This window comes from Candidatus Amarobacter glycogenicus (genome assembly GCF_016704105.1).
GTDB classification, from domain to species: domain Bacteria; phylum Chloroflexota; class Dehalococcoidia; order Tepidiformales; family Tepidiformaceae; genus Amarobacter; species Amarobacter glycogenicus.
In genome coordinates this window covers 609,849-622,616 of record NZ_JADJAT010000019.1, presented here as the reverse complement: position 1 = coordinate 622,616, position 12,768 = coordinate 609,849, and the positions used below count along the sequence as shown (strand labels likewise).

At 65.9% G+C, this 12,768-nt stretch carries 16 protein-coding genes and 3 pseudogenes; 8 read left to right on the top strand and 11 right to left on the bottom strand.

Features of this window, described 5'->3' with window-relative positions:
• On the top strand, window positions 1-199 hold a 199-nt coding region (locus IPG14_RS14360; protein ID WP_343392272.1), incomplete at its 5' end, for a hypothetical protein.
• Between the two features lie 77 nt (window positions 200-276).
• On the opposite strand, the pseudogene IPG14_RS14355 reads toward IPG14_RS14360, so the two are convergent.
• The 3 genes and pseudogenes from IPG14_RS14355 to IPG14_RS14345 form a co-directional block, all read right to left on the bottom strand.
• A pseudogene (locus IPG14_RS14355) lies at window positions 277-1,292 on the bottom strand (aldolase/citrate lyase family protein).
• Window positions 1,293-1,490: 198 nt separating this feature from the next.
• Complete coding sequence (locus IPG14_RS14350) at window positions 1,491-2,243, bottom strand: hypothetical protein (RefSeq protein WP_343392271.1); 753 nt, start codon at window positions 2,241-2,243, stop codon at window positions 1,491-1,493.
• A gap of 150 nt (window positions 2,244-2,393) precedes the next feature.
• Window positions 2,394-3,017 (bottom strand): NUDIX domain-containing protein, encoded by a 624-nt coding sequence (locus IPG14_RS14345; RefSeq protein ID WP_343392270.1) that lies wholly within the window; start codon window positions 3,015-3,017, stop codon window positions 2,394-2,396.
• A gap of 98 nt (window positions 3,018-3,115) precedes the next feature.
• Here IPG14_RS14345 and IPG14_RS14340 point away from each other — a divergent pair, with 98 nt between their 5' ends.
• The gene (locus tag IPG14_RS14340; RefSeq protein ID WP_343392269.1) at window positions 3,116-3,358 is read left to right on the top strand and encodes a hypothetical protein; all 243 of its coding nucleotides are present in this window, start codon (window positions 3,116-3,118) and stop codon (window positions 3,356-3,358) included.
• Window positions 3,359-3,476: 118 nt separating this feature from the next.
• Complete coding sequence (locus IPG14_RS14335) at window positions 3,477-3,902, top strand: hypothetical protein (protein WP_343392268.1); 426 nt, start codon at window positions 3,477-3,479, stop codon at window positions 3,900-3,902.
• Between the two features lie 59 nt (window positions 3,903-3,961).
• Here the strand turns inward: IPG14_RS14335 and IPG14_RS14330 are convergent, their stop codons facing one another.
• Window positions 3,962-4,291, bottom strand: a complete 330-nt coding sequence (locus IPG14_RS14330) for a hypothetical protein (RefSeq protein WP_343392267.1) — start codon at window positions 4,289-4,291, stop codon at window positions 3,962-3,964.
• 226 nt (window positions 4,292-4,517) lie between these two features.
• Between IPG14_RS14330 and IPG14_RS14325 the strand changes: the two genes are divergently transcribed.
• From IPG14_RS14325 to IPG14_RS14315, 3 genes and pseudogenes are all read left to right on the top strand, one after another.
• Window positions 4,518-5,594, top strand: coding sequence for a PrsW family glutamic-type intramembrane protease (locus IPG14_RS14325; protein WP_343392266.1), 1,077 nt, complete (start codon window positions 4,518-4,520; stop codon window positions 5,592-5,594).
• Window positions 5,572-6,698: pseudogene (locus IPG14_RS14320) on the top strand (MFS transporter). Before IPG14_RS14325 ends, IPG14_RS14320 begins: the two are co-directional and overlap by 23 nt.
• Window positions 6,695-6,892 carry a hypothetical protein gene (locus tag IPG14_RS14315; protein ID WP_343392265.1) on the top strand — a complete coding sequence of 66 codons (198 nt, stop codon included), beginning with the start codon at window positions 6,695-6,697 and terminating at the stop codon, window positions 6,890-6,892. Before IPG14_RS14320 ends, IPG14_RS14315 begins: the two are co-directional and overlap by 4 nt.
• A gap of 17 nt (window positions 6,893-6,909) precedes the next feature.
• On the opposite strand, the gene IPG14_RS14310 is transcribed toward IPG14_RS14315, so the two are convergent.
• The 5 genes and pseudogenes from IPG14_RS14310 to IPG14_RS14290 form a co-directional block, all read right to left on the bottom strand.
• Complete coding sequence (locus IPG14_RS14310; protein ID WP_343392264.1) at window positions 6,910-7,272, bottom strand: hypothetical protein; 363 nt, start codon at window positions 7,270-7,272, stop codon at window positions 6,910-6,912.
• A 26-nt stretch (window positions 7,273-7,298) separates the two neighbouring features.
• Window positions 7,299-7,988 (bottom strand): methyltransferase domain-containing protein, encoded by a 690-nt coding sequence (locus IPG14_RS14305; RefSeq protein WP_343392263.1) that lies wholly within the window; start codon window positions 7,986-7,988, stop codon window positions 7,299-7,301.
• A gap of 85 nt (window positions 7,989-8,073) precedes the next feature.
• On the bottom strand, window positions 8,074-8,727 hold the full coding sequence (locus tag IPG14_RS14300) for an SDR family oxidoreductase (protein ID WP_343392262.1): 654 nt from the start codon (window positions 8,725-8,727) through the stop codon (window positions 8,074-8,076).
• A gap of 28 nt (window positions 8,728-8,755) precedes the next feature.
• Window positions 8,756-8,896 (bottom strand): annotated as a pseudogene (locus IPG14_RS14295) (SDR family NAD(P)-dependent oxidoreductase); the annotation flags it as partial.
• 40 nt (window positions 8,897-8,936) lie between these two features.
• Window positions 8,937-9,323, bottom strand: a complete 387-nt coding sequence (locus tag IPG14_RS14290) for an enoyl-CoA hydratase-related protein (protein ID WP_343392261.1) — start codon at window positions 9,321-9,323, stop codon at window positions 8,937-8,939.
• Window positions 9,324-9,509: 186 nt separating this feature from the next.
• On the opposite strand from IPG14_RS14290, the gene IPG14_RS14285 reads away from it, so the two are divergent.
• Both IPG14_RS14285 and IPG14_RS14280 read left to right on the top strand, forming a co-directional pair.
• Complete coding sequence (locus tag IPG14_RS14285; RefSeq protein ID WP_343392260.1) at window positions 9,510-10,868, top strand: serine hydrolase domain-containing protein; 1,359 nt, start codon at window positions 9,510-9,512, stop codon at window positions 10,866-10,868.
• A 7-nt stretch (window positions 10,869-10,875) separates the two neighbouring features.
• A complete protein-coding gene (locus IPG14_RS14280) occupies window positions 10,876-12,036 on the top strand; it encodes an MFS transporter (RefSeq protein ID WP_343392259.1) in 1,161 nt (386 codons plus the stop codon).
• On the opposite strand, the gene IPG14_RS14275 is transcribed toward IPG14_RS14280, so the two are convergent.
• Together IPG14_RS14275 and IPG14_RS14270 are read right to left on the bottom strand one after the other, a co-directional pair.
• Entirely contained in the window at window positions 12,033-12,575 is a 543-nt protein-coding gene (locus tag IPG14_RS14275) for a hypothetical protein (RefSeq protein ID WP_343392258.1), read from the bottom strand. The genes IPG14_RS14280 and IPG14_RS14275 overlap by 4 nt on opposite strands.
• A 1-nt stretch (window position 12,576) precedes the next feature.
• Window positions 12,577-12,708 carry a hypothetical protein gene (locus tag IPG14_RS14270; RefSeq protein ID WP_343386216.1) on the bottom strand — a complete coding sequence of 44 codons (132 nt, stop codon included), beginning with the start codon at window positions 12,706-12,708 and terminating at the stop codon, window positions 12,577-12,579.
• Window positions 12,709-12,768 lie beyond the last annotated feature (60 nt).

The window sequence follows — 12,768 nt, the reverse complement described above, 5'->3', positions numbered from 1 at the left end:
TGGTCGCTTTCGTGGCGGGGGCATTCGTGCCCGTTCGAATGTGAACAGGGCGATCGCGGCGCTCGATGGCGTGCCGGACAACGGGGATTTCCCGGCCGAGTACGCGAAGGCCAGCCGGCGTGTGCGGGCCGTCGGTGGCTTTCTCGGCTTCTCGGTGATCCCCATCACCTTCCTGATGGTCTGGAAGCCCGGCGAGTGATCACTCCGGGAAGCAGCAACGAATGAGGGGGCGCCTGAATGGGCGCCCCTCATTCGTGTGTCTTCCGCCAGCGGTAATCAGGCCGTGACGGCCTCCGCGAAGAAGCGGTCCTTCACTTCCTGGCCGAGGGGGCGAGGTTCTGCATGTGCGCGCGCTGGAGTTGCTCCCAGTAGTACCGGTAGGTGGCCCGGTCGTGGAGGTTGCCCTCGTGCTGGATCGGGCCCCAGTCGGCGGCGTGGGCCTTGAGCAGGATTGCTTCCGGCCTCCTCGACCTCGTCGTGGCTGGCGCCATGGCGCGCGTTATCGGCCGGCTCGATCTGGGCGGGTAGATGCTCCACTGGCGGAGGACCGAGAACTCGTCGTGCGCGCGGCGAGCGTCCTTGTAAAGATGGAGTCCGCGTCCTTGAGCTCCAGGGTCACGTTGTGGCGGCACCACGCCGTTGGCCAGCGCCGCGGCGACCACCTCCTGCCTTCGGCTGGGAAGCAGCTGGTCGAACTGGTAGGGCGAACGCATCGCGAAAGCCGGGATCGCCCCGTTGTGCGCGCTGACGAAGTCCATCATCCCGAAGTCCAGCACCTGGACGTTCGGAAGCTCGGCGATTTCCCACACCTGGCGCAGTGCCCCGTGCGTCTCTACCAGCGCATGGATCGGGATTTCGCGACGGCTCCCGGCCTTCGAAGTGGTGTTCCGCACGTAGTCGATCATCTCTGCGAGTTCGACAGACTTCACCGTCTTGGGACGGTGATGGAGCAGCCGTTCCGGCCGCACCGGGGACGATGATGTCGACGTCCTGCTGCCAGTGCTCGTTGGTGTAGTCGTGGATGCGGACACCCGACATGTTGTGCTGGTTGCCGGCGCTGTTCTGGATGCGCACCAATTTCGGCGTGGGCGCTCTCAGCGCCCATCGGGGCCCCGTCTTCGCAGTCCATGGTGATGTCGAAGACGCCGCCCATCTTGTTCTGCAGTTCGAGCGCCTTCGTGATGCGTTCCTCCGTCCCCCGCGAAGTGCTCGCAGGTCGGGATGATCGGGAAGGGCTTCTCGCCCTCGAAGAGGACTTCGTTCGGGTGTCTTGCATGTTCGGTTTCCGGTATTGGATTTTATGGCCCGCAGCGGCCGGGGGTGCGCGCAGGCGTAACGAGGCAGTATACCGGATAGGAGAGAACAACGAAACGAGAAGGTAGAGTGCAGGTGTGGACCACTATCTCTCGCGCTCGTACGAAAACCGCGACATGGCGACGCTCCTCCCGGTTCAAGGGCGTCCAGCGACGGCGGCGCTTCTCCGGGCTCACTTACTGGAACCCCGCGGTGACGTTTGCCTGGCAACTCGGCATGTTCCCCGCCGGGCGTCGACCTCTCGGGGCACGTTCGGATGTGGGGGGCGCCCCGGCGTCGTCGCACTCGCGATCTTCGAACCACCGCTGCACTTCGCCTTCGATCTTCATCCGCGACTCGGCCTCGATACCTCGCTGGCCGACGACGTCCTCAGCTAGGTCGAACAACGCCGCCGCGGGATCGTCGTCGGCGGAGGCGCCGTACCGGTCGCCTACCAGACGCTGGGGAGTCCACGCTTTCGACCGAAGTCCTGGAGAGCGACGCTGCCCGCAATCTCGTTCCTTGAAATTCGGGGCTATGTCCGCGTAGAGCGGCACAGCGTCCGCTATTCCAGGGACCTCGATGAGCCAGGGCTCGGTCTGGCCGCTCTTCCGAAGGGCATGCGTTTCCGCCACGTCACCGACGACGACGATTCGAAGCTCGAGCCGAACTCCACCGCGACGCGCGTGGTCGGGTCTGGGGGGGAGCGTCGAGCTTCTCGGAGAGCCACTATCGGCGTCTGCGGGCGAACCCGTCACGACGAGACCCTCGGACATCACTTCCTGGAAAGCGCGGAAGGCAACCTTCTCAGCTACTGCATCTGCTGGTTCGACCGAGAGAACGGTATCCGGCCATTTCGAGCCGGTCGGCACCCGTCCCCTTCGGCCAGGGGCCTCGGCAGTGCGCTGGTAATGGAGGGTCTGCGGCGTCTGAGAGAGCGCGGCGCCCATACCGCCCTCATCGGCACCGCGGAATCAACGAACCCGCGTTGCGGACGTACGCTGCGTGTGGGTTCAAACTCGTTGAACGACAGTACTACTACTCAAGGCTCATCGGCCCGTAAACCCAATTGCGCGGTCCGTCGTTGGCCGACTGGGGGCTTAGTGCTGGAGGCCGAAGAGCTGCCAGCCCGGACCCCGGCGAGGGGCCCGTTGGCTCCGGCTGGAGACCATGGCCCTCGCCCGTGCGCAGCGCCTTCTCGATCGCCCACTTCGAAAGGCCCTGGACGGCTTCCATCGCGGCCATCTCCTCCAGGCTGAAGAAGCCGGCGTTGGCGATCCGTCGCCATCGAAACGAGGTCTTCGTTGCCCAGGATCGAGCCGGAACATCACATAGATGTTCGTCGTCGTCCCGCCCATGCCGCCGCCGATCGCGTGGCGGAAGGCGATGACATCGCGCACGCGTGCCTCGATCCCGGCCTCTTCGAGGACTTCCCGCTCGACGGCGAGCGAGAGCGGTTCATCGTGTTCCGCGTACCCTCCCGGATCTGCCAGGAGCCGGCGGACGGTGCCAGCCGCGCTGCACCAGCGCGCCTTGCCGTCTCGGATGACGACGCCCGAGCAGCCGATCGAGAAATCGCCGTAGTGGATGTAGTCGCAGGAGGGCAGGCCGGGCGCTCCGTCCGCCGCTCCTCCATGGTCGTGAGGGTCATGGAGCAGCTGGGCAGTAGGTGTGGTGGGCCATAGTGGTCGGAGTATACCGGGGTGCGCGGAGGCAGGTTGCAAGCGCCTCGCCGGGCCGCCAGGCTACCGGAAAGAAGTGAGTTGCAGTTTCGGAAAAAGTGAGCCAAGCTCAACAATCCCGGCTATACTGGAGGTACGCCGTGTACATCTTTGACCTCCAACTGACGAATTGCCGGAACTACGTGCAGGCTCCGCGATCAAGCTCCGAAAAGGGCCTGAATCTCTTTGTCGGCGAAACGCCCATGGAAAGAGACAACCTCCTCGAAGCGGTCTACCTCCTCTCCACGCTTCGGAGCAGCCGTGCGAGCAGCGATAGCGACCTGGTGCAGCGCGACATCCTCGCGAAAGCGACTTCCCGGTCGCCCGCCTTTCGGCCGAAGTGAAACGCTCCGGGCCGGAAAACCTCCAGCTCGACCTCCTGCCATCGTTGGCCGGACGACGGACCTTCCCACCGCGCGGGCAAGCGCGTCCGCGTGAACGGTGTGCCGCGCAAGGCATCCGATGCGGTCGGCCAACTCTGCGCCGTGCTCTTCACCACGCTTCGACATCGAGATCGTGGCCGGCCCGCCGCTGATGCGGCGCCGTTACCTGGACATGATGATCTCCCAGGTGGACCGCGGTTACCTCCCGGCCATGCAGAAGTACGCAAAGGTCCTGCAGCAGCGGAATAGCCTGCTCAAGCGCATCCAGAACCGCGAAGCTGAGTCCACGAACTCACTTCTGGGACCAGGAACTGGCGCACGCCGGCGGGCTGATCTTCTGGGCGCGAGCGACGCCCTCGGCCACGTCGTGCCCCAGGCGATGATGCAGATGGAGCGCCTCAGCGACGGTCTCGAACAGCTGCAGCTCACCTACCGCCCCTCGCTCGGAGGTCTCGATGAGCGCGACGCGCCAATCGATGACTCGAATGGACGGCGCGCATGCTGAAGGCCCTGCAGAACCTCCGGTACTCGCGAAGTCGGCGCCGGGGCGACGCTCGTCGGCCCTCACCGCGATGACGTCCAGGTCGAGATCGATGGCATGCCCGCCGACTCGTTCGCTTCCCGCGCGCAGCAGCGCCCGGCCGCTTTCGATGCCTGGCCGAAGCGGCAGCTACCTCCGGCGCCCCTCGGTGATGACCCGTAGTCCTCCTTGATGACGTCTTGGGCGAGCTCGATGCTCGCCGCCGCCGGGGTGTGTTGGAGTACATCGATACGTTCCAGCAGACTCTTGTCGCACAACGGCGGACCCGGACCGCCTGCGAAGTGATGACGAGGGCGGCGAGCCGCTTCGTTGTCCAGGCAGGCGCGGTCACGCAGGTTCAGCGAGAACCCCATCGGGGAAGCGGCGATCTTTCGTACTCGGCGGAGCGGTTGTCGTAGGGGCGTTCGCCTTCCTCGCCGGGTTGGCTTCGCTCCTCACTCTGTTCGATCTCTCCGAGAGCCCTCGCCGCAAGCTCTTTGATATCAACGTTGGCCTGGGGACTGCGATCGTCACGCTGTCGCTCGGTGGCGTGCTCGTCTACCAGGCCGCTTCATCGCTCGGGCGTCGAGGTCCACGGCGATGCGCGTGCCAAGGTGGAAGTTCCTGGCACCGGCTGCCATCGCCGTCTTCCCGTTGTTCGTGGTGATCGGCCAGCTCGAAGTCAACAACCCCGAGCGCTTGCTGGCTCTCTTCCCCGGTCACGAATGTCTTCATCGTCAGCGTGCCTTCGCTGGTGATCGCGCTCGTTGTTTCCCGGCGCTATGCCGCGTTCAACCGCTGGGCGTGGCCGGTCAGCGGCGCGAATGGTCGTCGGGCGTGATTTACGGTGCCATCGGCGCGACGACCGTCGCCGGGATCATCAACACGCTCTACCTCGTGTTGATGGCCATCCTCCTCGTGAGCCAGCTTGGAAACGGCGATACCGGAAACCTCGCGGAAGGACTCCCGTCACTACCGCGAGGTTGGGGTGTCTTCTTCGACGTGAGCGTCCTGTCGGTCGTCGCGCCCCTGAACGAGGAGTTCTGGAAGGGCATGCTGGTCGCGTTCTTCTTCTTCCGAAGAGGCGCCCGCGCGTGTTTCGTCTGGGGCGTCCTCGCAGGCACAGGCTTCAACATCCTGGAGACTTTCGAAAACAGCCTCTCGATAGTGAACCCTTCGGAGATCACCCAGCAACAGTTGAGCGCCGACTGGTGGAAGTTCGCCGGCGCGCGAGCGGGCACGGGGGCAGTCCACGCGGCAGCGACCGGCATGTCGGCGCTGGGGTTCTACGGGCTCTTCCGCCGCCAGGGGAAGTACCTGTTGGGATACCCGGCCGGTGTGGCGATCCACGGCGCATGGAACTTCCTGAACTTCACGCTTGCCGGCGACGCTTTCCTCAGCCAGGCCGGCCCTGATTCGCAACTGCTCGACATCCTCAGCATCCTCGGCCTCTTCGCGCTCTTCTTCGCCTGCATCGCACTTCTCTGGGAGATGCCGAGAAGGCTGCGTGACGGACGTCCCGCGGCCATCTACCTTGTGCTCGGGATGGTCCTCGCGATGGACCGGCCGACCCGCCCGCCGGAGGCGGCGAGCGCTGGGTGCCCAACTACCCCGTATGAGCGGGCACATAGGGCCGCAGTGCTAGACTCACCGGATGCCTCCGCCGCCCTACTTTGAGATGCCGACGGAGAGCCACGGTGGCGCGTTCGCTTCGCTCCGGCACGAACAATTCCGCTGGCTCTACGCCTCGAACATCGCTTTCTTCTTCGCGATGAACGGCCAGTTCCTGGTCCGTTCGATCCTGGCCTACGACCTCACCGGCAGTAAGCTCGCGCTCGGGACGATCAACCTCATGGTCGCGATACCGATGCTCGTGGTCTCGCCGTTTGGGGGCGTCATCGCGGACCGGGTGGAAAAGCGCTGGCTCATCCTTCTTGGCCAATTCCTGCTCCTCGTCAATGAGCTGATCGTGCTCGCGCTGCTTCTGACAGGGCGGCTCGAGTTCTGGCACATGCTGGTCGTCGTTTTCTTCATGGGCTGTCTTTTCCCGTTCATCATGCCGGCGCGCCAGGCGAGCGTCGCAAACATCGTTGGCCGCCAAGGACTGGGCAATGCCATGGCTTTGCAGATGGGCGGCATGAATGCCGCACGCGTCGACGGACCGGTGGTTGCCGGGGCATCGTCGCTCTCACCAGCGTGAAGTGGGTCTATGTGATGGCTGTCATCCTGTACGTGGTGGCCCTGCTCTCGATGTCGCGCATCTCGAAGTCTCCGCCGGAAGAGGGCGCCGGCAAGAAGCCGGTCATGCGCGAACTCGTCGCGGGGATGAAGTACGTTGCCGGCGACCCACCGGTGCGTGCACTGATGGTCCTCTCGATCGTCCCGATCTTGCTGGCGATGCCGTTCCAGTCGCTGCTCGTCGTGTTCGCCGAAGACATCTGGAAGGTCGGCGAGGGTGGTCTCGGGGTCCTCCAGGCGGTCGCCGGGGTCGGCGGCATCATGGGCTCCTTCTACGTCGCATGGGCCGGACAAACGCCCCGCAAGTTGCGGTTGATGATGTCCAGCCTTTTTGCTTTCGCGGGTACGCTGTTCCTCTTTGCCCTCAGTCCCTGGTTCCTGCTCGCACTGCCGCTCGTACTTATCGCCGACATCTTCGCCAGCGTGTTTACGACCACCAACGGCACGATCATCCAGATGCTGATACCGAACGAGGTGCGTGGCCGGGTGATGAGCCTGATGATGATGACGTTCGGCCTGACTCCCTGGGCACGCTCCCGGTGAGCGCTGTCGCCGAGGCCTTTGGCGTGCGGGCGGCAGTGGCAAGCGCCTCCGTTGCCACGGCGCTCCTGGCTCTCCTCATCTTCCTCGCGAGTCGCGCGCTCCGCGGGATCGATGCGACCCACCTGGCGGCGATGGAAGCTGAAGAGGCGCCGATGCCGGGCCTCACGAAACGGCCAGCGCCGGCGCCGCGCTGATCCTGCCGCCGGCGGGCCTACGTCGCCTCCGGGCGTTGGGAGCGCAGAGCGGCCATGAACAACAGCGCGCCCGCCAGCGGAGGGAGCGCAGCTGCCAGCAGTAGGGGCGTCCCGATGTCGTTCATCGCCGTGTTCGTGAAGATGACCATGCCCCCGACAAGGAGGGCAAGCCCGCCAGCCTTCGGAGTCCTAAGGGCGAACCAAGTCACTACAAGCAGAGCCACGAGAAGGACGCCGTAGAAGACCACACCCACGACTCCCCAGTCGTGGTCTTCCTCGTCTCCGGCCAGGCCCATGGCGAACGTGGCCGACCGGGCGACGAGTACCAACAGCCCCACCGCGGTGACCGACACCAGACCCGCCGCGATGGTTCGAGCCATTCGCACTGCACACCTCCTCGGCGTGACTACCGCCGGAAGACGAAGAGCCCGTGCCCCTGCTCGTGGCGTTCGTAGCGCAGGAGCATGCTCATGAGCCTGTCCAGCTGGCGGGGGTAGGGGCGGGGCTCGTCGCGGTCTTCGAAGAACGGACGGCGGCGCACCATCTCTGCCTCGGCCGTGCGCCAGGTCACCGTTGCGTCGTTGCTCATGTCCTTGTGCCCGGCCAGTTGCCAGCCGTACTCGGCCCACTCGTCGATGAACGCTTCGGCGCCGCCTCGTGCGTCAGTAGGCACTTCACAGTTCAGACAGAGCGTTGCTTCGGCGGGCGCCGCCACCCTGCTCAGTTCCCTTACCGAGATGTACGTGTCCATCGCCCAAACGCTCTGGAACTGCCCGTCGGGAAACGGAAGCCGCCCGGAATCCGCAGCCACCCAGCGAACGCCTGCGCCGCCGGGCATCTCGCGACCGGCGGCAAGGAAATCGAGGTTCAGATCGCTGGCGAAAGCATCGCATCCCGTGGCCTCAGCAGCAGAACGTGCTGACGCGCCGACGAAGGCGCCGGTATCGAGCATGCGCTTGCCGGGACCAAGCTGGGCCCGTTCGAGGAGCCACCTGGTCGCATCGGCCCCACCGATATGGTTGTGCTCGCCAAGCAGGTCGATCCACCAGGCGTGGTAGTCATCGGCGAGGCGCGCGAGCGCATCCGGAGCGGTCATCGTCACCACGATACAAAGCCTACCGATTACGCGGATGCCGGGAACGGCCGAACGGGCAGGCATTCGTGTCCTTGCGCCATCGCGGCTACTTCAACGTTATCCCGCCATCCACCGAGATCGCCTGGCCGGTGATGTTCCAGGCTGCCGGACTGCTCAGAAACGCGGCGAGTTGGCCGATGTCCTCGGGCGTTTGTTCCCGGCGGAGAGGGACGCCATTCTTCACGACCTCGAGGAAGATGTCGCGCGGGTCGGCATCCCGGAACTGCGGGACGTTCATCTTCATCCCGGCCGCCAGGCCCTGCCACGCGCGGGTCCAGAGGAATCCCGGGCAAATGGCGTTCACACGGATGTTTGCAGGGGCGTACTCCAGGGCGGAGCTGCGTGAAAGCGAGATGACACCCGCTTTCGCTGCCGCATAAGCAGGCAGCGTCGGCGAGGCGCTTAACCCGGCAATGCTGGCGATGTTCACGATCGAACCGCCCCCGCGAGCCTTCAGGTACGGGACGGCCACCTTCGTCCCGAGGAAGGTGCTGCGCAGGTTCTGTGCCAGCTGCTCGTCCCAGACGTCCACACTCATGTTTTCGACCCGCGCGCCACCAGTGGCCGGGTTGATCGCCGGGTCGAGCGGCATCCGCCCGGCGCCGGCGTTGTTCACAAAGATGTCCAGCCCGCCCAGTTTCGCAACAGTCTCTCTGACTGCCGCCTGCAGCTCGTCTTCGATGATCACATCGCAGGCCATCCCGATTCCCCGGCACTGCCAGTCCCGCCGCGGTCTCGGCCGCTGTTGCGCCGTCCAGGTCGAGGATGCCGACCCTGGCGCCCTGCTGGGCCATCACGGTGGCGATGCCTGCGCCAATCCCCCGTGCACCCCCGGTGACAATCGCTACCAAACCATCAAGCTGTCCCATTTCGATCTCCTGTCTATCACACTTGCCTGCGTTTTCGAGGCTACTCGCCGATGAACCTCGGCTCGCGCTTCTCGACGAAGGCCCGTACGGCCTCGCGGCTGTCGGCGCTCAGGCCACTCAAGCGCATCATCAACGCCTCATGGTCGAGCACCTCGGCGAAGGTGGCGGTCTCTCCGAGATTGAGGTTCTTTTTCATCCTCCCGTAGGTTGCCGTCGGTCCTGCCGCAAGCTTCGCGCAGAATTCGAGCCCTGCCGGCAGCAGGTCGTCGTGGGCGACGACACGGTTCGCGATCCCAAGTTCGAAGGCTGGGGTTTCGGGCGCGCCGGGTTGTCGTCTGCGCTGCGCGTGCGGTGTGGGTGTCGCGGCCGGTTTCGAAACGGGCTTTCTTGGGGGTTGCTGCGGCGTCTCCGCGCGCCTGTGATACACGCTCCCGTTTCGCTTGTCGGGGGGTGGTGAGCTCCCGCCCATGGTTAGGGTGCCGGGGCCCGGACTCCGTCGGGGCGTTTCTCGAAGAGCACGTCGTCGGGCATGGGCGAATCCTGCGATGGAGTTGCGGGATTCTAGCAGGAACGCAAGCCACGACCGTTCGGCCTGCCCGTATACTCCGCCGCCATGGAGATCCGGCCCCTCCCCGAAACGCTCATCCAATACGCCGAAGCCGAAATCGCGCGGCTCCAGACTCCAGGCGCAGCGATTGGCGTCCTCCACCACGGGGTTGCGTACGCCGGTGGGGTCGGCCTCACCAACGTCGAGCATCCGCTTCCCGTGACGGCCGAGACACTCTTTCAGATCGGTTCCACTTCGAAGACGTTCACGGCAACTGCGCTCATGAGCCTGGTCGAAGCCGGCAGGGTGGACCTGGACGCGCCGGTGCGGACTTACCTGCCGTGGTTCGCGCTCCAGTCGGAGGAAGATGCCGCGCGTATCACCCTGCGCAACCTGGCCACTCATCATGCCGGCTATGTTGGCGACTACTTCAAGGATACCGGCCGCGGCGACGACGCCATCGGCACGATCGTCCGGAAGATGGCGAACTCCCCACAGCTCGTGCCGGCGGGGTACACCTTCTCCTACAGCAACGCCGCCTTCTACGTCCTCGGCCACATCATCGAGACGGTCCACGGCCGGCCGTTCGAACAGGTGGTCCACGACACGATCTTCGAGCCACTGGGCATGGACCGTTCGTTCTACTTCCCCGAGGAAGCGATCACTCACCGGGTCGCAGCCGGCCATATCGTCACCACCGAAGGCCCAAAGGTCGCCCGCCCCTGGAACACACCCCGCAGCATCGCCCCCGGCGGCGGCGTCACCTCGAATGTTGTCGACCAACTGCGCTACGCCGCGCTCCACCTGGGCCTCGCCGGCGGCTCCGGCGTACTCATGCCGGAGACGATTTCGGCGATGCAGCTCGTCCAGCGGCCCGCTGGGAGCATGTGCGAAGCGATCGGCATCTCCTGGATGCTCGACTGGGCCGCCCCGACGGAGCGGCTGGTCAAGCATGGGGGCGCCACCAACGGCCATCTCTCTTCGTTCGAGATGATCCCCGGCCGGGCATTCGCCGTCACGGTCCTCACCAACTCCGACACGGGACGCGAGACCCGCCAGACTATCGCCGACCGTTGCCAGGAGCACTTCCTCGGTTTCGGCAAACCCGACCCGGTAGCCATTGCCCCGCCCCGTGACCTGGCGGAATACGCAGGGACCTACCAATCCGTGCTCGCCCGGCTGGAAGTTGTGGCGGAAGGCCGGAGCCTCAGCGTGAGCGATACCTCGCCGGAGCGGGGGTTCGCCGAACGGCGCCACCGGCCGATCCCGTTGCCGCCTGCGCAGCTCGTCTTCACCGCCAGCGACGCCACGGCCGTCCTCGATGGTCCGCGCAAGGGAGAGCGGGCCGAGTTCCTGCGGGGCCCCGACGGGCGGATCGCGTGGATGCGCTGGGACGGCCGCATCGCCCGCCGCCTCGAAAACTAGCCGGCGCGTGACCAGGCTCGAACTGGCCGCCTGCGTGGCGCTCGGAGTCATCGGGGTCTACTCAACTTCCTTCGGCCCGGCGATGAGCATCCTTGCCCGGGACTTCGGCGTCTCGCTCGACCGGGCGGGCCTCCTGCTGACCGTGCTGTTCCTCGGCTCCATCGTCGCGTCCGCGGGCGTCGCAGTCCGGCTACACCGGTTCGATCCCCGGTTGTTCACTGGCGCGGGCCTCCTGCTCGTGGCCGCAGGCACGGCGGGAATCGCGCTCGCCCCGGATTGGCAGGCTGCGCTCGCCAGCGTCGCGGTGACCGGGCTGGGCGGCGGGCTGATGGATGCCGGGGCTCACACGATCGTCGCCCGCGTGAGCCTCGATGTCGCCCGCGGGATCAACCGGCTAAATGTGTGCTTCGCCGCTGGTGCGGTCGCGGGGCCGCTCCTCTCCGGCGGTGTACTCGCCATCGATGGCGGAGGCCGGCCGCTGGTCTACCTGGTGATTGCCGCGCTTGCGGCGTCTTCCGCGGCACTCATGTTGACCGCGGGCCCGATCGAGCCGGGTGCGTTGCGTGGTGCCGGAAGCCACCCGGGAGCGGCACATCCCGGTATGAGTCGCCTCGCCTGGATGATGGGCGGGGTCCTCTTCCTCTATGTCGGCGCCGAATTCGGGCTCGGCTCCTGGGTCGCCTCCTACACCGAGCAGGAGTTCGACGCCGGGATCCTCGCCGGTGGCGCCATCACGGCGGGCTACTGGGGCGCGCTGATGGCCGGACGCTTGGTCTCCGGTGCGCTCTTTTCGAACGGCGTCCCGGCAAGGACGGTCCTCCTGGGGAGCATCGCGGCCGGTATGGTCGCCAGCGGCGGGATAGCGGCCGCGAACGAACACCTCGCCCTGGCTGTAGTTGCCGCGTTTGCCACCGGCCTCGCCTTCGGACCGATCTGGCCGGCTGCGATGGCGATCGCCGCCCAAGGGCGTTCAAGCAGCGCACCAGCCGCGATGGTCACGATCGGGAACTCCGGCGGGTTCGTGTTTCCCTGGTTCCAGGGCCGGTTGCTCGTCTCGGCGGGCGCGACGACCGGTATCGCGCTCAGCGCTGCGCTGTGCCTGCTGATGCTCGGCGTCGCGTGGTGGGCACTGCGGCGCCCAGCCCAACCCGCCGCGATGCGACGCTAGCGCCACATCAGGATGTTCTCCTTCACGAAGTGCCAGGTGGCCGATTCGCGGTAGTGCATCACGTATTCCTGGAGCAACTTCGGCGCTCCAACCGCGACAATCGTCACCACGAGCCAGCGCCAGGAGGGGATGCGGAACCCCGGGTCGACCGAGCGCATGCCCGAGACGAACAGGTAGAAGTTCTCGAACACGTTCGGCGCGAACAGGAACGTACCCCGGAACCCGGTCAGTTCGAAGAACACGACGCCCGCGGCACGGAGTGCGAAGAGCGCCGCGGCCGCCCCGCGCGCCAGCGGATCGGTCCAACGCCAGAGGGCCACACCACACTCGAAGGCGAGGTAGTAGATATCGAACGACTTGTCGACGAGGTGGTAGTGTCCCGCGAGGGGTTCCGCCCCGAGGGCGTCCTGCAGGATGGAGTCACTGGTGTCGGCGAGGATGCAGAGGAGCCCTCCCGCGAACTGCCAGCGCAGGATCAGGAGCGGCGCGCAGCCCCGGATGACAACGATGAGCAACAGGACGAAGAGGTCCTTGTCCACGTCACTCCGCCCCCGAGAGGAGCATGGCAAGCGTGACGGCGCCCGGCACGTAAGCGACCGCGAAGATCATGAGGAACACGAGTGCGCGCCGGACCCGTTCGCGCGGCCCGCAATCGAAGTATCTGCGTATCACCGGCGAACAGTACCCGAATCTGCGGAGATGCACCCCGGTCCTGAAGGCTACGATTTGCGG

Bases quoted from the DNA above. Each gene is read 5' to 3' on its own strand.
- IPG14_RS14305 (WP_343392263.1), bottom strand. From the start codon at position 7,988: ATGACCGCTCCGGATGCGCTCGCGCGCCTCGCCGATGACTACCACGCC.
- IPG14_RS14330 (WP_343392267.1), bottom strand. From the start codon at position 4,291: ATGGGGTTCTCGCTGAACCTGCGTGACCGCGCCTGCCTGGACAACGAA.
- IPG14_RS14310 (WP_343392264.1), bottom strand. From the start codon at position 7,272: ATGGCTCGAACCATCGCGGCGGGTCTGGTGTCGGTCACCGCGGTGGGG.
- IPG14_RS14325 (WP_343392266.1), top strand. From the start codon at position 4,518: ATGCGCGTGCCAAGGTGGAAGTTCCTGGCACCGGCTGCCATCGCCGTC.
- IPG14_RS14335 (WP_343392268.1), top strand. From the start codon at position 3,477: ATGCGGTCGGCCAACTCTGCGCCGTGCTCTTCACCACGCTTCGACATC.
- IPG14_RS14350 (WP_343392271.1), bottom strand. From the start codon at position 2,243: ATGGGCGCCGCGCTCTCTCAGACGCCGCAGACCCTCCATTACCAGCGC.
- IPG14_RS14285 (WP_343392260.1), top strand. From the start codon at position 9,510: ATGGAGATCCGGCCCCTCCCCGAAACGCTCATCCAATACGCCGAAGCC.
- IPG14_RS14300 (WP_343392262.1), bottom strand. From the start codon at position 8,727: ATGGCCTGCGATGTGATCATCGAAGACGAGCTGCAGGCGGCAGTCAGA.